At 53.2% G+C, this 25494-nt stretch carries 25 protein-coding genes, 1 rRNA gene and 1 riboswitch; of the genes, 19 read left to right on the forward strand and 7 right to left on the reverse strand.

Annotated features, from left to right (window positions below):
* Window positions 1-401 precede the first annotated feature (401 nt).
* A complete protein-coding gene (locus ACVB80_RS20995; RefSeq protein ID WP_481083242.1) occupies window positions 402-638 on the forward strand; it encodes a YecH family metal-binding protein in 237 nt (78 codons plus the stop codon).
* A gap of 10 nt (window positions 639-648) precedes the next feature.
* Window positions 649-1239, forward strand: a complete 591-nt coding sequence (locus tag ACVB80_RS21000) for a YhgN family NAAT transporter (RefSeq protein ID WP_481083243.1) — start codon at window positions 649-651, stop codon at window positions 1237-1239.
* Window positions 1240-1351: 112 nt separating this feature from the next.
* Here ACVB80_RS21000 and ACVB80_RS21005 read toward each other — a convergent pair whose 3' ends face one another.
* The gene (locus tag ACVB80_RS21005) at window positions 1352-1618 is read right to left on the reverse strand and encodes a DUF1145 domain-containing protein (protein WP_481083244.1); all 267 of its coding nucleotides are present in this window, start codon (window positions 1616-1618) and stop codon (window positions 1352-1354) included.
* A complete protein-coding gene (rsmD, locus tag ACVB80_RS21010; RefSeq protein WP_481083245.1) occupies window positions 1615-2229 on the reverse strand; it encodes a 16S rRNA (guanine(966)-N(2))-methyltransferase RsmD in 615 nt (204 codons plus the stop codon). Before rsmD ends, ACVB80_RS21005 begins: the two co-directional genes overlap by 4 nt.
* A gap of 95 nt (window positions 2230-2324) precedes the next feature.
* On the opposite strand from rsmD, the gene ftsY reads away from it, so the two are divergent.
* The 6 genes from ftsY (at window position 2325) to glpG (ending at window position 7748) form a co-directional block, all read left to right on the forward strand.
* Entirely contained in the window at window positions 2325-3566 is a 1242-nt protein-coding gene (ftsY, locus tag ACVB80_RS21015; RefSeq protein ID WP_481083246.1) for a signal recognition particle-docking protein FtsY, read from the forward strand.
* 11 nt (window positions 3567-3577) lie between these two features.
* Window positions 3578-4252 (forward strand): cell division ATP-binding protein FtsE, encoded by a 675-nt coding sequence (ftsE, locus tag ACVB80_RS21020; protein WP_481083247.1) that lies wholly within the window; start codon window positions 3578-3580, stop codon window positions 4250-4252.
* A complete protein-coding gene (ftsX, locus tag ACVB80_RS21025; RefSeq protein ID WP_481083248.1) occupies window positions 4242-5177 on the forward strand; it encodes a permease-like cell division protein FtsX in 936 nt (311 codons plus the stop codon). Before ftsE ends, ftsX begins: the two co-directional genes overlap by 11 nt.
* Window positions 5178-5359: 182 nt before the next feature.
* Window positions 5360-6217 carry an RNA polymerase sigma factor RpoH gene (gene rpoH, locus ACVB80_RS21030; protein WP_481083249.1) on the forward strand — a complete coding sequence of 286 codons (858 nt, stop codon included), beginning with the start codon at window positions 5360-5362 and terminating at the stop codon, window positions 6215-6217.
* 381 nt (window positions 6218-6598) lie between these two features.
* The gene (gene glpE / locus ACVB80_RS21035) at window positions 6599-6919 is read left to right on the forward strand and encodes a thiosulfate sulfurtransferase GlpE (RefSeq protein ID WP_481083250.1); all 321 of its coding nucleotides are present in this window, start codon (window positions 6599-6601) and stop codon (window positions 6917-6919) included.
* Between the two features lie 4 nt (window positions 6920-6923).
* Window positions 6924-7748 (forward strand): rhomboid family intramembrane serine protease GlpG, encoded by an 825-nt coding sequence (glpG, locus tag ACVB80_RS21040; RefSeq protein WP_481083251.1) that lies wholly within the window; start codon window positions 6924-6926, stop codon window positions 7746-7748.
* A 63-nt stretch (window positions 7749-7811) separates the two neighbouring features.
* On the opposite strand, the gene ACVB80_RS21045 is transcribed toward glpG, so the two are convergent.
* Complete coding sequence (locus ACVB80_RS21045) at window positions 7812-8225, reverse strand: flagellar basal body-associated protein FliL (protein ID WP_481083252.1); 414 nt, start codon at window positions 8223-8225, stop codon at window positions 7812-7814.
* Between the two features lie 138 nt (window positions 8226-8363).
* Between ACVB80_RS21045 and ACVB80_RS21050 the strand changes: the two genes are divergently transcribed.
* Together ACVB80_RS21050 and ubiA are read left to right on the forward strand one after the other, a co-directional pair.
* Window positions 8364-8903, forward strand: coding sequence for a chorismate lyase (locus ACVB80_RS21050; protein WP_481083253.1), 540 nt, complete (start codon window positions 8364-8366; stop codon window positions 8901-8903).
* Window positions 8904-9764, forward strand: coding sequence for a 4-hydroxybenzoate octaprenyltransferase (ubiA, locus tag ACVB80_RS21055; protein WP_481083254.1), 861 nt, complete (start codon window positions 8904-8906; stop codon window positions 9762-9764).
* A 60-nt stretch (window positions 9765-9824) separates the two neighbouring features.
* Here ubiA and plsB read toward each other — a convergent pair whose 3' ends face one another.
* A complete protein-coding gene (gene plsB, locus ACVB80_RS21060; protein WP_481083255.1) occupies window positions 9825-12257 on the reverse strand; it encodes a glycerol-3-phosphate 1-O-acyltransferase PlsB in 2433 nt (810 codons plus the stop codon).
* Between the two features lie 335 nt (window positions 12258-12592).
* Between plsB and lexA the strand changes: the two genes are divergently transcribed.
* The 3 genes from lexA to dinF all read left to right on the forward strand — a co-directional run bounded on the left by lexA (window position 12593) and on the right by dinF (window position 15560).
* Complete coding sequence (gene lexA / locus ACVB80_RS21065) at window positions 12593-13210, forward strand: transcriptional repressor LexA (RefSeq protein ID WP_481083256.1); 618 nt, start codon at window positions 12593-12595, stop codon at window positions 13208-13210.
* Between the two features lie 84 nt (window positions 13211-13294).
* Window positions 13295-14119, forward strand: a complete 825-nt coding sequence (locus ACVB80_RS21070; RefSeq protein WP_481083257.1) for a class I SAM-dependent methyltransferase — start codon at window positions 13295-13297, stop codon at window positions 14117-14119.
* Between the two features lie 88 nt (window positions 14120-14207).
* A complete protein-coding gene (gene dinF / locus ACVB80_RS21075; protein WP_481083258.1) occupies window positions 14208-15560 on the forward strand; it encodes an MATE family efflux transporter DinF in 1353 nt (450 codons plus the stop codon).
* 2 nt (window positions 15561-15562) lie between these two features.
* Here dinF and sthA read toward each other — a convergent pair whose 3' ends face one another.
* Window positions 15563-16960: a Si-specific NAD(P)(+) transhydrogenase gene (gene sthA / locus ACVB80_RS21080; protein WP_481083259.1), complete on the reverse strand. Its 1398-nt coding sequence runs from the start codon at window positions 16958-16960 to the stop codon at window positions 15563-15565.
* Between the two features lie 249 nt (window positions 16961-17209).
* On the opposite strand from sthA, the gene fabR reads away from it, so the two are divergent.
* Both fabR and ACVB80_RS21090 read left to right on the forward strand, forming a co-directional pair.
* On the forward strand, window positions 17210-17836 hold the full coding sequence (fabR, locus tag ACVB80_RS21085; RefSeq protein WP_481083260.1) for an HTH-type transcriptional repressor FabR: 627 nt from the start codon (window positions 17210-17212) through the stop codon (window positions 17834-17836).
* A 4-nt stretch (window positions 17837-17840) separates the two neighbouring features.
* Window positions 17841-18212: a YijD family membrane protein gene (locus ACVB80_RS21090; protein ID WP_481083261.1), complete on the forward strand. Its 372-nt coding sequence runs from the start codon at window positions 17841-17843 to the stop codon at window positions 18210-18212.
* 66 nt (window positions 18213-18278) lie between these two features.
* On the opposite strand, the gene trmA is transcribed toward ACVB80_RS21090, so the two are convergent.
* Window positions 18279-19385 carry a tRNA (uridine(54)-C5)-methyltransferase TrmA gene (trmA, locus tag ACVB80_RS21095; RefSeq protein ID WP_481083262.1) on the reverse strand — a complete coding sequence of 369 codons (1107 nt, stop codon included), beginning with the start codon at window positions 19383-19385 and terminating at the stop codon, window positions 18279-18281.
* A 167-nt stretch (window positions 19386-19552) separates the two neighbouring features.
* Window positions 19553-19780: riboswitch (cobalamin riboswitch) on the forward strand.
* Window positions 19781-19846: 66 nt separating this feature from the next.
* On the opposite strand from trmA, the gene btuB reads away from it, so the two are divergent.
* Genes btuB through murI form a run of 3 tightly spaced genes read left to right on the forward strand, consistent with a single transcriptional unit; the run spans window position 19847 to window position 23261 of the window.
* Window positions 19847-21694 carry a TonB-dependent vitamin B12 receptor gene (gene btuB, locus ACVB80_RS21100; protein WP_481083263.1) on the forward strand — a complete coding sequence of 616 codons (1848 nt, stop codon included), beginning with the start codon at window positions 19847-19849 and terminating at the stop codon, window positions 21692-21694.
* A gap of 43 nt (window positions 21695-21737) precedes the next feature.
* On the forward strand, window positions 21738-22412 hold the full coding sequence (locus ACVB80_RS21105; RefSeq protein ID WP_481083264.1) for a Dph6-related ATP pyrophosphatase: 675 nt from the start codon (window positions 21738-21740) through the stop codon (window positions 22410-22412).
* A gap of 48 nt (window positions 22413-22460) precedes the next feature.
* Window positions 22461-23261 (forward strand): glutamate racemase, encoded by an 801-nt coding sequence (gene murI, locus ACVB80_RS21110; protein ID WP_481083265.1) that lies wholly within the window; start codon window positions 22461-22463, stop codon window positions 23259-23261.
* Here the strand turns inward: murI and ACVB80_RS21115 are convergent.
* The gene (locus tag ACVB80_RS21115; RefSeq protein ID WP_481083266.1) at window positions 23227-23676 is read right to left on the reverse strand and encodes an RNA recognition motif domain-containing protein; all 450 of its coding nucleotides are present in this window, start codon (window positions 23674-23676) and stop codon (window positions 23227-23229) included. The two genes, murI and ACVB80_RS21115, sit on opposite strands and share 35 nt — an antisense overlap.
* 552 nt (window positions 23677-24228) lie before the next feature.
* Here ACVB80_RS21115 and ACVB80_RS21120 point away from each other — a divergent pair.
* A 16S ribosomal RNA gene (locus tag ACVB80_RS21120) occupies window positions 24229-25494 on the forward strand; the annotation flags it as partial.

The raw sequence follows: 25494 nt of genomic DNA on the forward strand, positions 1-25494 counted from the left end.
AAAAACAGCGCAGTTTGGCTGAGCCGGAAGTGAAATAAATGCCGGAGGCCCGGGGCGGTGCAGACTTCTCTTCAGGGCCGGGAAAGGCGGCTTTCATTGCGCGGATGGCTGGTTTAACTGGCTGAGCATGCTGATCTTTTTGAACCGGCTCAGGTTGTCTCTGCTGGTCTGTTCGGAAGGGAAAGAACCGGGTAAGGTTGGTTGCGTCTCACGTGCTACAGCTTGGCGTGCAGCTGGTTATGCTGGAGATATGCCTTCCGGGTATGGTTTTGTCCGGCAAAATACTGCTGGAGGATGTGCTTTTGCTGTGGGAATGTTTTTTCTCCTTCCTGTGTGACTATAGTGACCTGAACCGTATTCTTCGGCTAAAATGACACCACTTAATAAGTTCAGGAGTTTCTATGTCTCAGTCTGTTCACGGCCATGACCTTATGGCACTGCTCGCCGGTGAGCCGGTCCCGTATTCTCAGCTCCAGAAGCTGGCTGAAGAGCGCTTTGGTGCTGACGTTTGTTTTCATACCTGCAAGCAAACCGGACTGAGCCTGGAGCAGTTGGTGAGCTTTCTTCTTGAGCGCGGCAAGATAGAAGATAACGGTGAGGGACTGAAACTGGTTCCTGCCCGTATGTGCAAGCACTAAGGAAGCGATAATGGATGTTTTGTCTGCAGCGGTGATGCTGTTTCTGATCATGGACCCGCTCGGCAACCTGCCGGTGCTGTTGTCGATACTGAAGCATCTTGATCCAAAACGCCGCCGTATGATTTTGGTCAGGGAGCTGGTTTTTGCCCTGATCATCCTGATGATTTTCCTGTTTACCGGGCAAAAGATACTGAACTTCCTGCACGTACAGCCGGAAACCCTGAGTATTTCAGGTGGTATCATCCTGTTTATTATCGCAATACGGCTGATTTTCCCGACGCCGGGCGGTGTGACCGGGCTGGCGGCGGGTGAAGAGCCGTTTATCGTGCCGGTGGCGATACCCATGATCGCCGGGCCGTCGGTGATCGCTACGCTGCTGCTTATCTCCAATCAGGAGCCGGGGCGGCTCTGGGAATGGGCGCTGGCGGTGCTGCTGGCCTGGGGCGCCAGCTTTATCGTGCTGATGTTCTACGATTTCTTCCACAAACTGCTGGGTGAACGTGGCCTGCGTGCGGTAGAGCGCCTGATGGGCCTGTTGCTGGTGATCATCTCAACCCAGATGTTCCTCGATGGTATCAGCCGCTACTTTAATCTGATCTAAAACGCGGGGTATGCTTCTGTGCTCCAGAGCCCAGAGCCCAGAGCCTAGAGCCCAAAAACAAAAGGCGCGGACTGATTCAGTCCGCGCCTTTTGTTATTTCATCCGGAAACCCTTAACTCAGGTACTTCCTTCGAATATCCAGCAGGGCAAAAATGCCAAACACCAGTATCGACCATTTCTCCCAGCGGGTCATATTGATCTTCTCACCAAACGCCCCGATAAAGATCAGCATCTGAATGGCGTGCATGAACAGCAGAAAGCCGGTCATGATGTACAGCGCAATTGCGGCGTTGCCCGGGAACGGATTGACGATGTTGACCGCCAGTACAAACCACACAAAACCGATGGCGGCTTTAGCCAGTAAAATCAGAGCTTTCATTCTTCCTCCCGGATATAGAGCCGGTAGCTGACCTGCCCGGCGGTCTTTTCCCTGTGCAACTGCCAGTTCGCCGGCAGCGCAGGCAGCTGAAGTTCTTTTTCTGTCTCTATATATATCATGGCGTTGGCGGCCAGCCAGCCATTTTTCTCCAGTTTTTCCAGCGCTTCATCCAGCAGACCCTGGCGAAACGGCGGGTCGATAAACACCACATCAAACGGAGCGTCCGGAACAGGAGCGCCAGACTGGCCCAGATACTGCAGCGCATCGGCGTTGATCACTTCGATATTGTCTGCCTTCAGCTGGTCGCGGTTCTGGCACAGCTGGCGGTAAGCGGCCGGATTCAGTTCCAGCATGGTGACCTGCTCAGCCTGACGTGACGCCGCTTCAAAGCCCAGGCCGCCGGAGCCGGCAAACAGATCCAGGCAACGGGCGCGCGGCACATCGGTGGCCAGCCAGTTAAACAGGGTCTCTTTTACCCGGTCGGTTGTGGGTCTCAGGCCTTCGGCATCGTGTACCGGCAGCTTTCTTCCCCGCCACAGACCACTGATGATACGGATAAATCCACTGGCTTTTGTGTTTTGTGATGTGTTTGGCTGGCGACGTCTTCGCATAGATTTTTTGACCGCAAATAAAATGATAGTATGGTTGGAATTTGACAAAGTGTACCAAAACTCCCTCTTTAAGGGGATGATCGTTAGGAATTCCAATGACAACTAAGAAAAAGCGCGGATTGCTGTCCTGGCTTGGCTTTGGCGACGAAGAACAGAAAGAAACTTCACAGCAGCCTCAGGCTGAGCAGGAGCAGGAAGAGCCACAGGCTGGCGCTGAATCAGAGCAGGCCGAAGAGTCTGAACAACCGGCAGAGCCGGAACTGCAGGCAGAAGAGGAGACTCAGCAGCCGGAAGAAGAGCAGCCTGAGCCGCAGGCTGCCACTGAAGAAGAGCAGAGCGCAGAAGAAGACGCGCAATCTGAAGCTGAGCCAGAGCCCGAATCAGAAGTCCGTGCTCAGGAGCAGGAAAAACCAACTGAGAGCTTTTTTGAACGCCTTAAGCGCAGCCTGCGCCGCACCAAGGAGAACATTGGTGCCGGTTTCTTTGGCCTGTTTAAAGACAAACAGATTGATGACGATCTGTTTGAGGAGCTGGAAGAGCAGCTGCTGATGGCAGACGTGGGCATGGATACCACACTGAAGATCATTGAAAACCTGACTGAGAAAGCGGACTACCGTGACCTGAAAGACGGCGAAGCCCTTTATGGCCTGCTGAAAGAGGAAATGGGTGAAATCCTGAGTGAGGTTGAAAAACCGCTGGAAGTTGACAGCGGCAAGACCCCTTACGTGATCCTGATGGTCGGCGTAAACGGTGTGGGTAAGACCACCACTATCGGTAAGATGGCCAAGCAGTTCCAGAGCCAGGGCAAGAAAGTCATGCTGGCGGCGGGTGATACTTTCCGCGCTGCAGCGGTTGAACAGCTGCAGGTGTGGGGCGAGCGTAACAACGTACCTGTGATTGCCCAGCATACCGGTGCGGACAGCGCTTCGGTGATCTATGACGCTATCGAAGCGGCTAAAGCGCGTGGTGTTGACGTGGTTATCGCTGATACCGCGGGTCGTCTGCAGAATAAAGCCAACCTGATGGAAGAGCTGCGCAAGATCGTCCGCGTGATGAAGAAAATTGATGACAGTGCACCGCACGAAATCATGCTGACCCTGGATGCCGGTACCGGCCAGAATGCCATCAGCCAGGCGAAGCTGTTCAGCGACGTTGCACCGTTGACCGGTATTACCCTGACCAAGCTGGATGGTACCGCCAAAGGTGGTGTGATCTTCGCGATTGCCGACCAGTTTAAGATCCCTATCCGTTACATCGGTGTGGGTGAGGGCATTGAAGACCTTCGTCCGTTTACTGCGCACGATTACATCGAAGCGCTGTTCAGCCGTGAAGAATAAGGACTAACCCAGTGATCAGGTTTCAGCAGGTAAGCAAGGCTTATCGCGGGGGACGTCAGGCTCTGCAGAAAGTTGACTTTCACCTTCGCCGGGGGGAGATGGTTTTCCTCGGCGGTCATTCCGGAGCGGGTAAGAGTACCCTGCTCAAGCTGATCTGTGCCATTGAGCGTCCGACCGACGGTAAGATAAGCTTTAACGGCCATGACATCACCCGAATAGGCAGTAAGGACATTCCTTACCTGCGCCGCAATATCGGTATCGTGTTCCAGGACCACTGCCTGCTGATGGACAGAACCGTCTACGACAACGTAGCACTGCCAATGCGTATCGAATCGGTGTCAGAAAATGAAATCAAACGCCGGGTATCGGCGGCGCTGGATAAAACCGGCCTGCTGGACAAAGCCCGCTGTTATCCGAGTCAGCTTTCCGGTGGTGAACAGCAGCGGGTGGGGATCGCCCGGGCCGTGGTAAACCGTCCGACCCTGCTGCTCGCTGATGAACCGACCGGCAACCTGGACGCGGACCTGTCTAACCGGGTGCTGAGCCTGTTTGATGAGTTTAACCGGGCCGGTGTGTCGGTACTGTTTGCCACCCACGATACAGAGATGATGGATACCCGCCCTCAGTATCGCCGTCTGGAACTCAATCAGGGTTTTTTAAGTGAGGTGGACGCGTATGGGCGCTAAAAAAAACCGGCCTGAGATCGACGGCTTCTTCACTACCCATGTTAAACAGGCCAAAAAAGCGCTCTCGGAGCTGCTGCAGCGCCCGCTTGGCAGCCTGCTGACCCTGGCGGTGATTTCTGTGGCATTAACCCTGCCAGCAAGCCTGTATCTTGTAGGTAAAAACCTGTCCGCAGTCGCTCAGGGCGTCAGCGCCTCTTCGCAGGTGAATGTGTTCCTTGATGAAGAACTGGCAGAAGCGCGCATCATGGTGCTCAAAGATCAGCTCGAAGGCTGGCCGCAGATAGAGCAGGTTACTTATATCTCCTCTCAGCAGGGGCTGGAAGACATGAGCCGCCACGCCGGAATGGAGCAGGCGCTGTCGATGCTTGAAGATTTTGCCCTGCCTCCTGTGCTGGTGGTGACGCCTGCTGCCGGACAGCCGGAAGCGCTTAACGCGCTGGCGGGTGGGCTGCAGGCGCTGGATGAAGTGACTGACGTGCGAATGGATAAAGACTGGTTCGAGCGTCTGAACGCCATCTACCGTCTGGCAACCGGGCTGGCTGTAGCGCTGGGAGCGCTGATGCTGGGCGCGGTGTTTCTGATTGTCGGTAATACCCTGCGCTTTAACGTGCTGGCACATAAAGAAGAGATCAAAGTGATGAAGCTGATCGGCGCGACTGACAGTTTTATCCTGCGTCCCTATCTTTATACCGGTGTCTGGTTCGGTGGCCTGAGTGCCATTGCGGCCTGGATAGTGACCGCCCTGCTGACCGTACTGCTTAATGGTGCGGTGGAAGAGCTGGCCCTTTCTTATGACAGTACCTTCCGTCTGATCGGCATGAGCTGGGATGAAGCCCTGATCCTGCTGATGACCGGAACCGGCCTGGGGCTCGCGGCGGCAAGGCTTTCTGCCCAGCGTCATCTTAATGAAATTGAACCTGTGTAGCATTTTCGGGTCTTACTAACCGGGTTGGGCCCGAAAGCGCAAAGGTCTTGACTTGTACCTAACAAAGATCTATGCATAATAGGTTTCCCGTTTCTGAACCGGTGGCGTTATTTTGTTCATCTTTGGTTCAGGAAAGCGGCGCTAGATTTAATGGCGAATTGCAAAGATATACGAGGAATTGAATGACTACACAGGCATATCCAATGGCTCTGGTTACACAGGATAGCTTAGACAGCTATATTCGTTCGGCGAACAGCTACCCGATGCTGACGGCAGACGAAGAACGTGAACTGGCAGAGCGATTGCATTACAAAGGCGAGATCGACGCAGCGAAAGGGCTGATCCTGTCTCACCTGCGCTTTGTTGTTCATGTTGCGCGTGGCTATTCCGGCTACGGTCTGCCAATGTCAGATCTGGTTCAGGAAGGCAACATCGGCCTGATGAAGGCTGTAAAACGTTTCAACCCGGAAGTGGGTGTTCGTCTTGTGTCGTTTGCGGTTCACTGGATCAAAGCTGAGATCCATGAGTTTGTACTGCGTAACTGGCGGATCGTGAAAGTCGCGACTACCAAGGCCCAGCGCAAGCTGTTCTTCAACCTGCGTAAGAACAAGAAGCGTCTTGGCTGGTTTAACCACGGTGAAGTGGAAACCGTAGCCCGCGAGCTTGGTGTTGAGCCTGCTGAAGTACGTGAGATGGAATCCCGTCTTGCGGCTCAGGATGCAACGTTTGACATGCCGTCTGACGATGATGACAGCGCAGCCAGCTACAGCGCTCCTATGCTCTACCTGGAAGACAAACAGTCTGACGTGGCGCAGAACATTGAAGCGGATAACTGGGAACAGCACACCAATGCTCGTCTGAGCAACGCGATTTCTGCGCTGGACGAGCGCAGCCAGCACATTGTGCGCTCCCGCTGGCTTGATGATCAGAAAGCGACCCTGCAGGAGCTGGCAGACACTTATGGCGTATCGGCTGAACGTATCCGTCAGCTTGAAAAGAACGCGATGAAGAAGCTCAAGACCGCGGTCGGCGAACTCTGATTCAGCCTTACCAGATACACAAAACCGGGATCCATGGATCCCGGTTTTTTTATGCCTGTTGATCGCCACGGCTGTTCTCTCTCTGTGGATAACTCTGTGAACGCCTCTGAGGCACTCCGGGCTGAGGCCCGGTAATATCGCGCCTGAACCAAACCTTCCGGCTGGGGACAGAAAATCAATTACTCACAGGAAAACAAGGATCATCACTACATCTGGTGGATCCGGGATCCAAAAAACACTTTATCAACGCAATTCACAGCTTTATCCACATCAGGGTAAATAATGCACAGTTTGTGGCGCGGATAACGTGATGTCTTCTCCTCCGTCCTCTGGATACGTTACAATGAGGATTCGTTTTAACCAGCTTCAGACAGGAAAGGTATGGATACGTTTTTACGCATCGACGTTAAGCAGGCTTCTGAGTTACTTGAATCACAGCAGGCGGTGCTGGTGGATATCCGCGATCTTCAGTCATTTCAGAGTGGCCGTCCGGAAGGAGCCGTTCATCTGACTAATGACAGTCTGGTGGATTTTATGCGTGACCACGACTTTGACCAGGCGGTGCTGGTACTTTGTTATCATGGGGTCAGCAGTCAGGGTGCCGCTCAGTATCTGGTTAACCAGGGCTTTGAGCTGGTGTACAGCGTGGATGGCGGTTTTACCGAATGGCAGAAGCTGGCATTGCCGGTGGTAACGGGATAAAGCGATGCAGAGATTAGTCATACTGGATAACCCGCGCCTGGGTCAGGCATTTATCGATTATATGGCATCGCGCCAGATCGAGCTGAACATGATGCCCGAAGGTGGCGGCCAGTTCGCCCTGTGGCTGATGGACGATCAGCACCAGGTGGAAGCCGAGGCCGAATTAAAACACTTCCTCGCTAATCCGGGAGACCGTAAATACCAGGCCGCTTCCTGGGATATGGCAGAGAGCCGGACCAACAACTTTCGCTACCAGACACCCAGCCTGATGGCGATGGTCAAAGCCAAAGCGGGGCCGTTTACCCTGCTGATCATGCTCAGCGCGCTGATGGTGTTTACCCTGCAGCAACTGGGAGCGGGACGTGATGTGTTTATGGCAATGCATTTCCCGGCGCTGGAAGGACAGCAGTTTCAGTTGTGGCGCTGGGTGTCTCATGCCCTGCTGCATTTTTCCGTTACCCATATCGTGTTTAACCTGCTGTGGTGGTGGCAGTTCGGCGGGGATATCGAGCAGAAGCTTGGCAGCGGTAAACTGGTGCAGCTGTTTGTGGTTTCGGCCGCTCTGTCCGGTGCTGGTCAGTACTGGGTCGAAGGGGCCAATTTTGGCGGCCTGTCCGGTGTGGTTTATGCCCTGCTGGGATACCTGTGGGTGATGGGGGCCCGTGCACCGCAAAAGGGAATCGGCGTACCAAAGCCGATCGTGGGCTTTATGCTGGTGTGGCTGGTGCTGGGTTTTGTTCAGCCGTTTCTGGCCATCGCTAATACCGCACACCTTGCGGGACTGCTCAGTGGTGTGGCGCTGGGTCTGTGGGATAGTCAGAAACGCTGATTGCGGCTTTTGTCAGATAATAAAAAAGACGGCTGAGCCGTCTTTTTTGTGTCTGGATACCGGTTACTGGTACAGATACTTGGTAAACAACAGGTCTGCGACCAGGGTTTTGCCTGTTTCGGCCAGCAGTAACTCGTTGAGTTTCTCCATCAGCTGTTTGCGCAGCTCTTCGCGTCCGGCCAGGGATTTCACCACGTCTTCATTCTGTTGCCCAAGCATATCCACAATGGCATCGCGGATCAGCGGGTTGTGCTGTTCCAGCATGACGATATGACCCGGGTCGTTGACCATAATATCGATGCGCACCTGCAGATAACCCAGCTTTTTGCCGCTGGTATGGAAGTTGGTGGTCAGATCCGGCTGCAGGGTGTAGTAAGAGAACTTGGGGCCGGTTTGCTCTTCCTCTTCTGCCATCGCCGGCAGTGAGATCAGGGCAGCCAAAATCAGCAGTAATTTTGCGTACAGGTGTCGGTACATAATTGTTTCTTATCTTGTTAGTAATGATGAGCCGGGTGACGATTTAGTCTGTTACAATAGTGGGTCAACAGTGACTAAATTGAAAGCAAATTTTTCGTGTTAACGTATTAATTGTAATGCGATAAGTAGAATATTGGTATGGAAGAGTTGAGAGCCTTGTACTTTGCCGCACTGGAAGACGTGGCATGGTGTCAGCCTGAGCATTTAAGTTTTAGTGGTAGCTGGTCCCGTCGTTGGTTGCTGGAACAAGGTTCCCTGTCCCGTTTGCTGGCTGAAGAATGTCAGCAGCTGGGGGTAGAGCTGCTGAGAAATCAGCCGATGCCGGCAGAGCAGCTGACAGAGCAGGAGAGTGACCGGCTTGGCCGTCAGACCTGCCTTGTCAGGGAAGTGATCCTGCGTGGTGATGACAGCCCGTGGGTGCTGGCCCGGACCCTGATCCCACACACCTCACTTACGGACCAGAATACAGAACTGGCGAGCCTTGGAGAAATTCCGCTCGGTCAGACCGTATTCAGCGCAGAGAATGTCCGCCGGGATGCACTGGAAGTCGGCGTGGCTCATACTCCGCAGGGCGATCTGCTGGCCCGGCGCTCAAGGCTGTGGATGAATGACAAACCTATGCTGGTGGCAGAATTGTTTCTGCCCCGGGCACCGTTATATACCAGGGAGATGGCATAGATGCTGACTGCCAAAGTGCGTGCTTATTTTCAACTGATGCGACTGGACCGGCCGATCGGCTCCCTGTTGCTGCTGTGGCCAACCCTGTGGGCGCTGTTTCTGGCAGCCGGTGGCTGGCCCGATGTTGAAGTGCTGCTGGTGTTTGTCGCCGGGGTGTTTCTGATGCGCTCAGCCGGGTGTGTGATCAACGATTATGCGGACCGTCACTTTGACGGTCACGTGAAGCGGACTCAGTCCCGTCCGCTGCCATCCGGTCTGGTGTCTGCCCCGGAGGCACTGGTGCTGTTTGTGGTACTGGCGCTGCTCTCGTTTGTGCTGGTGCTGAGCATGAACAGCCTGACGGTAAAACTCTCGTTTGTGGGCATATTCCTCGCTTTCATCTATCCGTTTATGAAGCGTTTTACCCACCTGCCGCAACTGTTTCTTGGTCTGGCGTTCAGCTGGGCGATCCCCATGGCCTGGGCCGCTCAGGCGGGAGCGCTGCCCGCTGAGGTCTGGCTGGTGTTTGCGATCAACGCACTGTGGACTATCGCCTACGATACCCAGTACGCCATGGTGGACCGGGACGATGACCTGAAAATTGGCATTAAGTCGACCGCGATTCTGTTTGGCAACCGCGACAAGCTGATCATTGGTCTGCTTCAGCTGGCTGTCGTGGCAATGCTTATCTGGCTGGGTGAGCGGATGGCACTCGGCGGTGTGTTCTATTGGGGCGTACTGGTAGCCGGCGGACTGTTTGTTTACCAGCAGTGGCTGATCCGTCACCGTGACCGTCAGGCCTGCTTCAGTGCTTTTTTAAACAACAACTATGCCGGGATGGCGATAGCGCTGGCGCTGGCGCTGGATGTCATGCTCAAATAACCGCACATAAAAAAACGGCACCCCAGGGTGCCGTTTTTTGTCATGTCAGGAAAGCTGAGATCAGTCTTCCAGGTCGTCCATACACAGGCTTTCCTGGATGGTCAGCTTCACCTCTGTCGAGACCAGCTCACCCAGCATGTTTGCCAGCTGTTCGGTTTTTTCAAGGTCACATTCACCTTCACTGTTTAAGTAACCCTGCTGTTTCAGGGTGCTGAACAGCGAACTGAACACGCCTTTATCGAAGAACTCCGGCGCGTTGATACCGTGCAGCTGACCCAGACGCTGAGCCAGTTGCTGACTCTTCTGCTCCAGCTCGCTCTTACCCAGATCAGGTTTGGCAACCAGCTGAGAAACCGCAATTGAGTAGCGCTGCAGGGTTTCCAGAATGGTGCGTGACAGCAGGAGCGTAGTCTGAATGCGGGTCTGGTTCAGAGTGATTTGGTCTGTCTGACGGACCAGCAGTTCCTGGCGTACCAGCTCATCAAGGCTCTGTTCTACTACCGCCTGCAGTTCCGGCTCGTCATAGCGCAGGAACAGCTCGTTCTTCAAAAACGGATACAGGGTAGCCACGCTGCGCTGGATATCCGCCACATTCATCGACTGATGCTGGACAAGCAGCTGCGCGATCAGTGACGGCAGTGCCAGCATGTGGATGATGTTGTTGCGGTAGTAAGTCATAAGGATCGACTGCTGACGGTCAAGGGAGATAACATCGCCCATGCTGTCGGCTTCGGTGACAAACTTATCCAGGCTTTCGGCGTGAGCAACCAGCTCCTGAGCGCTTGTATCCGGTGCGGTACTGGTTGGTGAGTAAGGCACCTGACGCATCAGCTCCAGGTAGCACTCGATCTGATTTTCCAGAGTGTCGCGGGACAGGGCACGCTGACGTGAAGCCAGCAGCGCAGTTGCACACAGGGTCAGGGCGTTGGCTGCGGCCGCATCATTGATGTGAGTCATCATCTTGTCGGCCAGCTGGTTCACCACCGGCGTCATCCACTGCGGTTTCTGTGGCTCGATAGCGTTGATCTCACTGGTCCAGCTCGGAGCGTGCTCGTTGAGGTACTGATTCAGCTGGATCGGCTCACCGAAGTTCACGTAACCCTGGCCGAAGTTGCGCAGTTTACGCAGGGTACGCAGCACCAGGCCGGCGTTTTCTTTCTCTTTGCGTTTTCCGCGCAGCTCTTTGGCGTAGGTCGCCACTTCCATCACGTGCTCGTAACCGATGTAGACCGGAACCAGGGTCACCGGACGGTCAAGGCCACGCAGCATTGCCTGAATGGTCATCGCCAGCATACCGGTTTTGGCCGGCAGCAGACGTCCGGTGCGGGAGCGGCCGCCTTCACTGAAGTATTCGACCGAGTAGCCCTTGGTAAACAGCTCGGCCAGATACTCGCGGAAAATGGTCGAGTAAAGCTTGTTGCCTTTGAAGCTGCGGCGGATAAAGAAGGCACCACCACGGCGGAAAATCGGGCCTGCCGGGAAGAAGTTCAGGTTGATACCGGCAGCGATATGCGGTGGCACCATACCTTCACGGTAAAGCACGTACGACAGCAGCAGGTAGTCCATGTGGCTGCGGTGACACGGCACATACACGATCTCATGACCATCCTGCGCCAGCTTGCGTACCGCAGACGCGTTGTTGATGTTCAGGCCCTGATACAGGCGGTTCCACAGCCAGCCCAGAATACGTTCGCCTTTTTTCACCAGCGAGTATGAGAAGTTAGCTGCAATCTCATCCATGATGGCGTGCGCTTCTTTCTCTGCTTTTTCCAGAGGGATCCCTTTGCTGCTTGCCTCATCGGCAATGGCACGTTTGATCGCCTCGGATTTCAGAAGACGGTTAAACAGAACCTGGCGGTTAGGCAGGTTCGGGCCGGAGGCAGCCATCTTCTGACGGGAGAAGTGGATGCGTGCAACCCGGGTCAGCTTGTGGGCGATGCTTTCGTCGGTTCCGTGCTGATCTGCCATATAGCGCAGAGACACCACAGGACTGAAGCGCAGCATACAGTCGCGGCCGGATGCGGTTACCGCCATCATTTTCTGCGGGCCGTTCATCGCTTCAAGGTAAGGCTTTTGTTTCTCTTCTTTACCTGGTTTGCGTCCCCACATCACGGTGACCGGCAGAACCTGTACATCCAGATCCTGGCTGTCGGCGTGAAGCTGAAGCAGATCAGAGAACAGGCTAATCGACTCCTGCGGCGCATCGCTGTCGGTCTGAACCAGGGTCGGACGGGTGGCGATAAAGACAAACCGGCCAAATGACTGACCATTGATCTCCAGCGGGGAGAGCGGATCCGGCAGGCCGCTGTCGAGTGCGTAACGCTGCAGGGTTACCAGATCTACGTTAGAGCGGAACGGTAATGCGTAGACAATCGGTTTGGTGATGTCGATACCCAGGTCTTCAACCGGGTTGGATGGAATTGTATTGCCCTTCACTAACACCGACAGGGGGAGTTTAAGCAAAGAGCGGAAAAATGTGTCTCCGGAAGACATAACAGTACACTGCCTCGGTTATGTTTGGTGACCACCCCTGAGAGCTATACCCTCCGGGTGATTCATCCTGTACAACGGGCGGTTTTTGCTGCCGCCCGCTACTGAAAAAATGCGCAGCAAGCATACCAGAAACTGGTCCAACCTTTTACTGCGTTCTCTGGTTTATTCCAGCGGATTATTCTGAAGATAAGCAACAGTGACCTTAAAAAGCAAAGCAGCCTGGCAGATCCTGCGGTCATAACACGAAATCTGTTAAAAAATAGACAATTGGCTTTTAAAACCGTCCATCACTGGATATACTCACAGTTAACTGTATAAAAAGACAGGTGACTGTAATGAAAGAGCTGACGCCACGCCAGAAGCAAGTATTCGACTTGATCAAAGATAAGATTGAAGTATCCGGAATGCCACCAACGCGTGCCGAGATCGCCCGCGAGCTGGGCTTCCGCTCGGCCAACGCGGCTGAAGAGCACCTGAAAGCCCTGGCCCGTAAACAGGTTATTGAGATCATTCCAGGTGCTTCACGCGGCATCCGTATCCTGCTTGAAGACCAGCAGGAAGAAGAAGGCCTGCCGCTGATCGGCCAGGTTGCAGCCGGTGAGCCAATCCTGGCTCAGGAGCACGTTGAAACTCATTACCAGGTTGACCCGGCGATGTTTAAACCTCAGGCAGACTTCCTGCTGCGGGTAAACGGCATGAGTATGAAAGACATCGGCATCCTCGATGGTGACCTGCTGGCGGTACACAAAACCCAGGACGTACGTGACGGCCAGGTGGTGGTTGCCCGTGTGGAAGAGGACGTGACGGTTAAACGTCTGGAGCGTAAAGGTGCCACGGTACTGCTGCACGCTGAAAATGAAGAGTTTGAGCCGATCAAAGTGGACCTGACCAGTCAGGACTTCAATATTGAAGGCATTGCAGTGGGTGTGATCCGCAACAGCACCTGGATGTAATGCTGCGCCTGAGGGTTTTTGCCAGGGCTTGAAAGTGCTAGTGAGAATTATTATCATCTAATTCTGATTTCAGGGAAGATGATGATGACACAGAGAATACCTTCACCGCGCGGCAAAGACTCCCGCTGGCAGATCCCGGCACATTTACTGCGTCCGATGTGGATGCGCAGCCGGGAAAGTCTTCATGAGCAGGGGTTGGTGTATGACCCGATTGCTGCCAGCGCCTGCCGCCAGTGCCGGCTCGCCCCGGGCTGCCACAGCGCAAACCAGGATCAGCAACAGCTGCTGTACGCCTCTGTTACTCAGCTGTGTGATCAGCAGATCAGCCGTTTTCTCAGTCAGTATCCGGATGCCTGGGTACTGAATGTGGGGGCGGGGCTGGATACCCGTTTCTACCGCCTTGATAACGGCCGCTGCCGCTGGACAGAAATCGACGTCAGCGAGCATCTTTTATGGCGTCAGCGCCTTTTTCATCCCTGTGAACGATACCAGCTGCGTTGTGGCAGTGTGACAGAGCTCAGTTGGCTGCAGCATCTGGCAGTGGCTGAAAATGCCCCTCTGTTGATCGTCTGTGACCAGGCCCTGCTGGAGGTCGATAAAGCGGTGCTGGGCCGGTTTTTACAGGCGCTGGCCAAACGCTTTATGCACGCGCAGTGCTGTTTTGTGGTCGCCGGAGACAAAACAGATACCTGGCTGGGCAAAAAACTCGGAAACCAGGCTTACGCCCACGGGCTTAATAACCCGCAACAGACATTCAGTAACTGGCTGCCATGGGCTGAATGGGTCAGCCTGCACTCACCGCTGCAAAGCCAGGACTGCCTGCGCTGGAGCGCGTGGCATAAGTGGCTGGCGAACCTGACCGGCAGACCTTACGCCTATACCCCGTCAGTACTCCAGATCCGCTGGTGATTTTACCGCATACCTGATTGCCAACCGCGCAGCTTCCCGTTACCCTCGTGGCTCATTTTTCATCAGTTCTGTGAGCCGCGGGGTCGCTTTGAATCTTTCCGTTTTTTCTCCCCTTGCCAGATGGTCGCTGCACCGCCGGGTTTTGCTGCTGGCTGTGCCTATGGTGCTGTCTAATATTACCGTTCCGCTGCTGGGGCTGGTCGATGCTGCGGTGATCGGCCATCTTGAGCATGCCTGGTATCTTGGGGGTGTGGCGCTGGGCAGCACGGTAGTCAGCGTGACTTTCTGGCTGCTGGGCTTTTTGCGTATGGCGACCACAGGTCTGGCGGCGCAGGCGTATGGCAGGGAGAGCAACAGTGAGCTGGTGCGGGTGCTCCTGCAGGGGCTGCTGACCGCCTGGCTGTTTGCCGCCCTGTTTCTGCTCAGTCATGGCTGGCTGGGCGACCTTGTTTTCAGCCTGACCGACGCCAGTGAGGAAGTGAAGCTTTATGGTCAGCAGTACTTTGCTATCCGCGCCTGGAGTGCCCCGGCGGCGCTGGCCAACTTCGTGATTCTCGGCTGGCTGCTGGGAACTCAGAATGCCCGGGCTCCGATGTGGATGGTGATCATCTCTAACCTGACCAATATCGTACTTGATGTACTGTTTGTGATCGGCCTTGGCTGGAATGTGGAAGGCGCGGCACTGGCATCGGTGCTGGCAGACTACAGCGGTATGCTGCTGGGGCTGTTTTTTGTCGCCCGGACGTGGCGCCGGCTGGGGCTCAGGGCACCGCTGAGCGGAGTGCGTGGCCTGGGTGAAGGGCTGGGCCGCTTTGTGGCGCTGAACCGGGATATTTTCCTGCGTTCGCTGTGCCTGCAGGCGGTGTTCAGCTTTATGACTTTTCAGGGAGCCAGCTACGGTGATGACACGGTGGCCGCCAATGCGGTGCTGATGAGTTTTCTGATGATCATCTCCTATGGCATGGATGGCCTGGCGTACGCGATGGAGGCCATGGTCGGCAAAGCGGCCGGGGCGCGGGATGCCAGAGCCCTGCGGGAATCATTACTCGGGACAACGTTCTGGGGGCTGGTGATCAGTCTGCTGCTGACCCTGGTGTTTGGCGTGTGGGGCGATCACATGATTGGCCTGATCACTTCGATTGAGCAGGTGCAACAGCACGCCCTGACGTATCTGCCCTGGCTGGTGGCTATGCCGCTGGTGTCGATGTGGTGTTTTCTGCTGGACGGTATTTTTGTCGGAGCGACCAAAGGGCGGGAGATGCGAAACAGCATGTTTGTCGCGACCTGCACTTTCTTTGTTGTTTTCTGGTTACTGGCGTGGCTGGAAAACCACGCCCTGTGGATTGGTATGCTGAGCTTTATGGCAATTCGCGGGATCGGACTGGCCGTCGTACTGCTTGTGCAGTGGCGCGGCCAGCGCTTTCTGCCGGTGCAGGCATAGGCTCAGAACAGCCGGTTGAGGCCGTTCAGTGCTGCTACCCGGTAGGCTTCTGCCATGGTCGGGTAGTTAAAGGTGGTGTTAACGAAGTAGTCGATACTGTTAGCCTCACCTTTTTGCTCCATGATCGCCTGACCGATATGGATGATCTCCGCCGCCCGCTCACCAAAGCAGTGAATACCCAGAATTTCACGGGTTTCACGGTGGAACAGGATTTTCAGTGAGCCGATGTCTTTACCGGCGATCTGGGCGCGGGCCAGGTGTTTGAATGACGCCCGGCCGACTTCATAAGGCACTTTGGCTGCCGTCAGCTCCTGCTCGGTTTTGCCCACCGAGCTGATTTCCGGGATGGTATAGATCCCGACGGGAATGTCTTCAATCAGGTGAGTGTCGGACTGGCCTTTGTCGATCGCTTCGGCGGCAAAGCGGCCCTGGTCATACGCCGCGCTCGCCAGGCTCGGGTAACCAATCACGTCACCTACGGCATAAATGTGTTCAGCTTCGGTCTGATAATTCTGATTCACTTTCAGCTGGCCGCGTGAGTCCGGGGTCAGCCCGGCGACCTCCAGATTCAGTGTGTCGGTATTACCGGTACGGCCGTTGGCGTAGAGCAGGCAGTCAGCACGCATCTTCTTGCCAGAATCCAGGTGGACGATCACCCCGTCCTGCGTTCCTTCAATCTTCTTATAGGTTTCGTCATTGCGGATCACGACACCACTGTTCCAGAAGTGGTAAGAGAGGGCATCCGATACTTCGTTATCCAGGAAAGCCAGCAGCCGGTCACGGGTGTTGATCAGGTCGGTTTTTACATCCAGCCCGCGGAAGATGGAAGCATACTCGCAGCCAATCACTCCGGCGCCGTAGATGATGATATGCCTTGGGTCGTGCTCCAGTGACAGTATTGAGTCGCTGTCGTAGATGCGGTCGTGACCAAAGTCCACATCGGCAGGCCGGTAGGGTCTTGAGCCGGTGGCGATGACAAATTTGTCGGCGCTGTAATAATCGGTGCTGCCGTCCGGCTGGGTAACCGCGACGGTGTGGGCGTCTGTAAAGCGCGCTTCCCCGAAGATAAGCCGGCACTGGTTGCGGTCGTAGAAGCCCTGACGCAGCCGGGTCTGTTTGTCGATGACTGACTTGGCATGCCCGAGTATGGTGGAAAAGGTTGCGTGCAGGCTGGTGTTGTTGTGGCAAAACAGCGGGTTGTTGTTGTATTCGATGATCCGGCTGACCGCGTGACGCAGGGCTTTGGAGGGGATGGTTCCCCAGTGGGTGCAGCCACCGCCGACGCTGCTTTCGCGTTCAATGATGGCAACATTGTGACCCAGTTTGGTCAGCCCCATTGCGGCGCCTTCTCCGCCCGGACCGCTGCCGATAACGATCGCATCGAAGTGTGTTGAGCTCATATCCCAGTCCCTTATTGTTTTGCTTAACATATCCTTAGCGATATTTTAACCTGGTTGGGCGGGAAAGAGTCTGTTCAGAACACGGGGCAGGAGACAAATTTTAAATTTGTGAACTGGCTATTATCTCCCGGTTTTGCACGGGCAATTGCGTCAAAAAGGAGTAAAGTAAGGTCTCCGGCCTGTCCGGGGCGCCCTTTTTCGCGCTATAGTACACGGAAAATACACGTCTTCAGGTATAAGTTCTGCAACATGGGAATTCGAGCTCAACAAAAAGAAAAAACTCGTCGTTCACTGATTGATGCCGCGTTCAGCCAGCTCAGTGCTGACCGCAGTTTTTCCAATCTCAGTCTGCGCGAAGTCGCCAGAGAGGCGGGTATCGCCCCGACGTCGTTTTATCGTCACTTTAAAGATATGGATGAGCTCGGTCTGACCATGGTAGATGAAGGTGGTCTGTTGCTGCGTCAGCTGATGCGCCAGGCGCGCCAGCGGATTGTTAAGGGTGGCAGTGTGATCCGCACTTCGGTAGAGACCTTTATGGAATTTATCGAGAGCAGCCCGAACGTATTTCGCCTGCTGCTGCGCGAGCGTTCGGGAACGTCGGCTGCTTTTCGTGCCGCCGTGGCCCGGGAGATGCAGCACTTTGTCGCCGAGCTGACCGAGTACCTGGAGAGCACCGGACTGACTCATCAGGAAGCGGCAGTACAGGCCGATGCCTGTGTAACCCTGGTATTCAGCTCAGGTGCGGAAGCGCTGGATCTGACCAAACAACAGAGAGATGAGCTGGCAGAAAAGCTGGTGGCTCAGCTGAGAATTATTGCGAAAGGTGCAGACGCCTATCGCAGGGAACGTGAAACGCAAAACAAACAAGCAGGTTAATTCTATGTCTACAGATATTCCAACTACTGACCGCGGGTCAGAAAAGAAAACGCTGCTGCTGGCGCTGGTCGCTGGTATGTGTGGTAACGCATTGCTTGCAGGACTGACGATGGAGGCGGTGTCTTTCTCAATCTTCCCGCTGATCGCCCTGGTTCTGGCGGTACAAAACCTGTATCAGGAGTACCTGCGCAAGCCGGTTGCAGAAGATATTCCACTGGTGGGGCTGGCGTGCTTCTTTGTCGGTGCCTTTGGTTACTCGGCTTTTCTCAAGGCTCAGTACCCGGAAGCCGGATCTAACTTTTTCTCGATTATCGTTACCCTGCTGCTGATGGTGTGGGTCGGTAAGAAGCTGGGCTATGTTGCCAAGCCTCAGTAAGGCAACATTCAGCTGACGACAGATACAAAAATGCCGCGATAAGTATCGCGGCATTTTTTATGTCTGTTACTTGCGCTCCAGCAGCACACCCGCTTCCATATGGTGGGTATACGGGAACTGGTCGAACAGGGCGAAACGGGTCACCTTGTGTGTTTCGCTCAGTACTTCCAGGTTCTCCAGCAGGGTGTCCGGATTACACGAGATATACATAATACGTTCGTAGCCCTGTACCATCTTACAGGTGTCGATATCCATACCCGCACGCGGTGGATCGACAAAGATGGTGTTGCAGTTGTAGCTCTTAAGGTCGATGTTTTGCTGCTTCAGGCGGCGGAACTCGCGTTTGCCTTCCATCGCTTCGGTGAACTCTTCCGCTGACATGCGGATGATCTGAACGTTGTCGATCTTGTTGGCCGCGATGTTGTACTGGGCAGAGTCTACCGATGGCTTGGCAAGCTCAGTTGCCAGTACCCGGTCGAAGTTCTGCGCCAGTGCCAGAGAGAAGTTACCGTTGCCACAGTACAGTTCCAGCAGGTCACCATGGCTGTCCTGGGTACAGTCGATAGCCCACTCCAGCATCTTCTGCGCAACCGTGGCGTTTGGCTGGGTAAAGCTGTTCTCTACCTGCTGGTAGATGTAGCTGTCACCATTCACGTTCAGCTTCTCAACCACGAAGTCACGGTCCAGTACGATCTTCATCTTACGCGCACGGCCGATCAGGTTGAGGTTAAAGCCTTCGTCGTTCAGGCGCTGCTTAAGCGCTTTGGCCTGCTCAATCCACTCATCATCCAGCTGACGGTGGTACAGCAGGGAAACCAGCACTTCACCGCTCAGGGTAGACAGGAAGTCCACCTGGAACAGTTTGCGACGAAGCGTATCGTTGTCTTTCATCGCTTCCATCAGCAGTGGCATCAGGTCGTTGATCAGACGGCTGGCTGCCGGGAACTGGTCGACACGATACTTCTCACGGGTCTGCTGATTAAACATGATGTAGTACAGATCATCCCCTTCGTGCCATACACGGAATTCTGCACGCATGCGGTAGTGTTTTTCCGGAGACTCAAACACTTCCAGCCCGGGCATAGTGTAATCTGCAAACATCTTTGTCAGACGCTGGGTTTTCTCTTCCAGCTGCTGCTGGTAGCTGGCTGGATTTACATCAAGAGTAGCCATGAAGTCATGCCTTATGGTTGCGAAAAAATAAAGAGCGCAGATTTTATTCAATTGTAGCCATTTGTCCAGTCCGGGCGCTCCTGGTGGCTAAATGGTGGTGGCTAAACAGCGGGAAAAGCACCAGGCAGGTTATCAATAACAACTGGACAACATACAGCCAGCCCTCTACTATCTGCCACTTAGCTGGTGCCGGGGTATTTCAATAATTTATCCAGGCTTAAAAGGGAATCCGGTGTGAATCCGGAACTGACGCGCAGCGGTATCAGAGAACGAACGTCTCGGGTAAGACCCAAACACTGTTTAGCTTGCTAAGTGGGAAGTGAGACGTAAGGCGCCTGCTGATTTCATCAGGCATGCTCTTAAGTCCGAATATCTGCCAGCGATAACGCACTGCACTCCAAATAACATCAATCACTCAGGGTGTTGCAGTGTCAGGGATTCTCGCGATTTAGGATAAAACAATGAAAAAATCTCTTCTGGCGACCACAGTGGTGTCGCTGATTTCTGCTATTCCTTCTGTTTCTTACGCTCAGGACGCGGATGAGACCATGGTGGTTACCGCGAACCGGTTTGAGCAGTCTGCAGACAGTGTTCTGGCTCCGGTCAGTATTGTTACCCGTGATGAGATTGAGCTGATGCAGGCTAAGTCTCTCCCGGACGTATTAAAAAGATTACCAGGGGTAGAAGTTACCCAAAACGGTGGTCGTGGTCAGTCAGCCAGTGTTTTTGTTCGGGGAACAGGCTCGGATCAGGTGTTGTTCCTGATTGATGGTGTTCGCATGGCTAAGTCAGCGAGTGGTGCTGTTGATTTTAATCAGGTTCCCGTTCTGCATATTGAAAGGGTTGAGTACATTCGTGGAGCCCGGGCTTCAATGTATGGTTCTGAAGCGATTGGCGGTGTAATCAATATTATTACGTCTTCAAAAAGTGGAGTGGAGCGAACCAATGTAACGATTGGTACTGGCAGTCGTTACAACGAGGCTAATCTGTCTTCATCATTCTCTACATCTGACAACGGCCGTCTGCGCTTAACTGCAGGGTATGAAAAGGATGACGGCTACAACGTAAAGCCTGTAGCAGGTGGCAATGATGGTGAAGAACATGGTTTTTCGTCTACCAATGGAACTCTTGGCTACGATCATGTTTTTCAGGAGTCTTTGAAGGCAACAGTATTTGCCAGAGCATATCGTAATTACTATCAGTATGATGATAACTCGACCGCAACTGCGCGAAAAACTGCTGAATCACAAGTAGACAGCCGGGTTCTTGGTGGCCAGCTGTCATACTCTGAGGACGGTATCGCATCTTCACTTCAGTACTCTAATGAGTTGAGTCGCTCCCGAACTTACAATCCATACTCTGACAACTCTGTCGATAAATATAATCATGAATACTCTCAGGATAATCTGAGCTGGATAAATAGCTTTGACGTATCTGACAACACAACGTTAAGTGGCGGACTGGATTGGCGCAATAACACGTATGACGATAAAAAGAGTACGGCAAAAAGCCAAAGCCGTTCGAATCTGGGCTTTTTTGCCGGAGCGGTTAGTCAGTTGGATAAGCTGACAGTTGAGCTGTCCGGTCGCCTTGATGACAACGAAGACTATGGTAAAAACACCACTTACAGTATGGGGGCAGGCTACTCTGTCACAGATTCTGTTTCGGTATTTGGCTCCTACGGTACCGCATTTAAGGCTCCCACGTTATCTCAGCAAAATGGCTCCGCATGGACTGTGCCAAATAAAGATTTGAAACCGGAAACATCTGATAACATTGACTTTGGTCTTAAAGGTATGGCGGATTCATTTGACTGGGCGGTTACAGTCTATGATATCCGGGTTCAGGACCTGATTAGCTACAATAGTGCTCAAAAAAAATATGAAAACGTTGATGGCGAAACAAGGATTCGTGGTGTTGAGCTTGAAGCAGGCTTTGAGACTGGTGTTGTTTCGCACAATGTGTCTGTAGATATAAAAGATCCGAAAGACAGTGATGGAAAGCAGTTGCAGCGCAGAGCAAAAGAAACCTATAAATGGAGTGCTTTGGTAAGTGTGAGTGAGTTTGATTGGTCACTATCTGCTATTCACGTTGGTGAGCGACGAGACCTTGATTACAGCACTTACCCAGCGAAAGATATTATGCTGAGTGCCTATACTGTTTTTGATGCATCAGTTACATATCATCTTGAGATGAATACTCAACTTAGAGCAAAAGTAGATAACTTGTTTGATGAAGACTACCAAACGGCGAATGGTTATCCGTCTCCAGGACGAAGTGTTTACCTGAGTTTAAGTCATCAGTTTTGATTTACCAAAACCGCCTTCGGGCGGTTTTTTTACAGAGGTTTATATGAATTCGCCTAAAAACGTCATTGTCAGCTGGTCATCTGGTAAAGATTCCACCCTTACCCTGATAAAGCTGCTTGAAGATCCTCAATACCAGGTAGTGGGTCTGTACACTACTTATGTAGGTAAAGAAGTGCCATTTCAGGTCACGCCGATGGAAGTAGTCGAAATGCAGGCCCGCCTGGCTGACCTGCCACTGGTGACGATAGAGCTGCCGGAAGTCTTTCCGGCGAATCCTGTCTATCAGTCTCTGGTGGTGGAGGGGATCCGAAACTCAGGGCTTGAGGTCGATGCCGTGGCGTTTGGCGATATGTTCTGCAATGGCATCGCTGAGTACCGAAAGAGCTATATAGAGAAAGCTGGCTGGGAGTGCGTCTTTCCGTTGTTGGGTGTACCCAGTGAGCAACTGGCAGAGGAAATCATACAGCGTGGTATCGAAACCATGCTGGTCACTGTCGATACCACCCGCCTTGGCGCTGACTACTGTGGCCTTTGGTACAGTAAGGGGCTGGTGGCGTCACTGCCGGAGTCCGTCGACCCTTGTGGTGAAAATGGCGAGTTTCACACCCTGGTGACAAAGGCTCCCTGTTTTACAGGCTATATTGAACTTAAGCCACAACAGGTTGAGCACGGAGAGCGATTTGTCCATCAAAGATATCAGGCCAGTGTTTGCGAATAATCCCGGTCGCAGTATTATGTGCGCGAATAAAACAAACAGGTTTTCAGCGTGAACACTACAGCAGACAACAATATTCTGGTTTTTGACTCCGGAGTGGGGGGCTTGTCGGTTTATCAGGAACTGACGGCTAAGCTGCCGCAGCTGAGTTATACCTACCTGTTTGATAATTTTGCCTACCCTTATGGCGAGCTGCCTCAGGAGACACTCATCCACCGGGTTGTGGCTCTGGTCAGTGAGCAGGTTCGCCTGCGCAACATTCAGCTGGTGGTGATCGCCTGTAATACTGCCAGCACTATCGTTCTTCCGCATTTGCGGGAAGCACTGACCATTCCTGTGGTAGGAGTGGTTCCTGCTATCAAACCCGCTTCTCTTATTGCAAAGAAAGGCGTAGGGGTAATAGCGACGCCTGCTACAGTCAGCCGTCAGTATACGCATGACCTTATTAGGCACTTTTCCGCAGATAAGCCGGTTCGTCTTCTTGGTTCTACCCGTCTTGTAGATATGGCCGAAGAGAAGCTGCGTGGTAAAGCGGTCTGCCTGAATGAACTGGCTTCTGTATTAGAGCCGATCAAACCGCATATCGATGTGGCAGTTCTGGGCTGTACTCACTTCCCTTTGTTAAGAGAAGAGATCGGTCAGGTACTGGGTGAAGGTGTAGTCCTGATTGATTCAGGAAAAGCGATCGCCCGCCGCGTGGCAGACCTGCTTGGCGTAGATGGGGGAGAAAAGAGAGTGGAACTGAATACTATTATTGCCAGTGCACCACCTTTTGATGGCGATGCACTTGGCCGGAGTGTCTCTGAGATGGGATTTGCTAAGATTGAGATTCTTCCGAATCCGGATGTTTAGGATCGTTCGCTACGCGCACTTTTAGCGTCCGCTCCATATACTCCTGCTCATTAAGCCCTTTGATAATGGTCTCAGCGTCACCGCTGGCGACTACCACAAAACCAAATCCTCTTCTTTTACCGGTTCGCTTGTCTTTCATTAACCTTACCGCGAAGACCTGGCCGTGCTCGGAAAACAGTTGTCTTACGTGTGACTCGTTAGCTTTATATGGGAGGTTGCCCACATAGAGGGTAGTGGTGCCGGATGAAGAAGAAGTGCTTTGTTCTGAGGGTGGGTTAGAAAGAGAAAGAACGAGCGCACATGCGAAAACACCAATTACAAAAGTAATCGCGGGCGAGATAGCTATCTTAGAAAAAGCGACGGCGCCTAACACCGCGAGCGCGACTATCATTAAATACGTTTTTTTTGAGTTCATATCTGAATACTACTTTGTAGGTGAGAAGTAATAAGTCCTGATGCTATTAACAAAATAGACACATTGATCTTATGTTTAAGCACGATGTAATGCCAACCTATTGCTGTGACCGCCTTCAAATGTTGAAATTTTAGTCGTTATTTAGTGATTTGCGTCATTTTTGAGCGCTTATAAGTTTTTTTTAAAAAAAGGCTTGTCATAAGTTCAAACCTCCCTATAATGCCGCCTCACCGACACGGAATGAGGCGCAAGTCACAAAGCGACGTCGGGAGTGACAAAAAAAGTTGAAAAAACTTATTGACACTCAAGATTGAAAGCGTATCATACGCACCCCTAACGACGCGGCACTGAGTGCTTGGCAAAGTTAGGAAGCTCTTTAAAAATATAGACCTATCAATCTGTGTGGGCACTCGTTGATGATAATCAATATGAAACTTCGGTTTCAAAATGGTTTCAATGATACGAAGTGACCATTGAGTCTTCGGACTCAGCACAGTCAATTCAAACATTACTATATGTAATGTTCAGTATTCATTGAGCCGACAAAATCTTAAATTGAAGAGTTTGATCATGGCTCAGATTGAACGCTGGCGGCAGGCCTAACACATGCAAGTCGAGCGGCAGCGACATAAACAATCCTTCGGGTGCGTTTATGGGCGGCGAGCGGCGGACGGGTGAGTAATGCCTGGGAAATTGCCCTGATGTGGGGGATAACTATTGGAAACGATAGCTAATACCGCATAACGCCTTCGGGCCAAAGAGGGGGACCTTCGGGCCTCTCGCGTCAGGATATGCCCAGGTGGGATTAGCTGGTTGGTGAGGTAAAGGCTCACCAAGGCGACGATCCCTAGCTGGTCTGAGAGGATGATCAGCCACACTGGAACTGAGACACGGTCCAGACTCCTACGGGAGGCAGCAGTGGGGAATATTGCACAATGGGCGCAAGCCTGATGCAGCCATGCCGCGTGTGTGAAGAAGGCCTTCGGGTTGTAAAGCACTTTCAGCAGTGAGGAAGGCATTGTCGTTAATAGCGGCATTGTTTGACGTTAGCTGCAGAAGAAGCACCGGCTAACTCCGTGCCAGCAGCCGCGGTAATACGGAGGGTGCGAGCGTTAATCGGAATTACTGGGCGTAAAGCGCATGCAGGTGGTTTGTTAAGTCAGATGTGAAAGCCCGGGGCTCAACCTCGGAATAGCATTTGAAACTGGCATACTAGAGTACTGTAGAGGGGGGTAGAATTTCAGGTGTAGCGGTGAAATGCGTAGAGATCTGAAGGAATACCGGTGGCGAAGGCGGCCCCCTGGACAGATACTGACACTCAGATGCGAAAGCGTGGGGAGCAAACAGGATTAGATACCCTGGTAGTCCACGCCGTAAACGATGTCTACTTGGAGGTTGTGGCCTTGAGCCGTGGCTTTCGGAGCTAACGCGTTAAGTAGACCGCCTGGGGAGTACGGTCGCAAGATTAAAACTCAAATGAATTGACGGGGGCCCGCACAAGCGGTGGAGCATGTGGTTTAATTCGATGCAACGCGAAGAACCTTACCTACTCTTGACATCCAGAGAACTTAGCAGAGATGCTTTGGTGCCTTCGGGAACTCTGAGACAGGTGCTGCATGGCTGTCGTCAGCTCGTGTTGTGAAATGTTGGGTTAAGTCCCGCAACGAGCGCAACCCTTATCCTTGTTTGCCAGCACTTCGGGTGGGAACTCCAGGGAGACTGCCGGTGATAAACCGGAGGAAGGTGGGGACGACGTCAAGTCATCATGGCCCTTACGAGTAGGGCTACACACGTGCTACAATGGCGCATACAGAGGGC

This window comes from Vibrio sp. 9-16B-A1, from assembly GCF_056726165.1.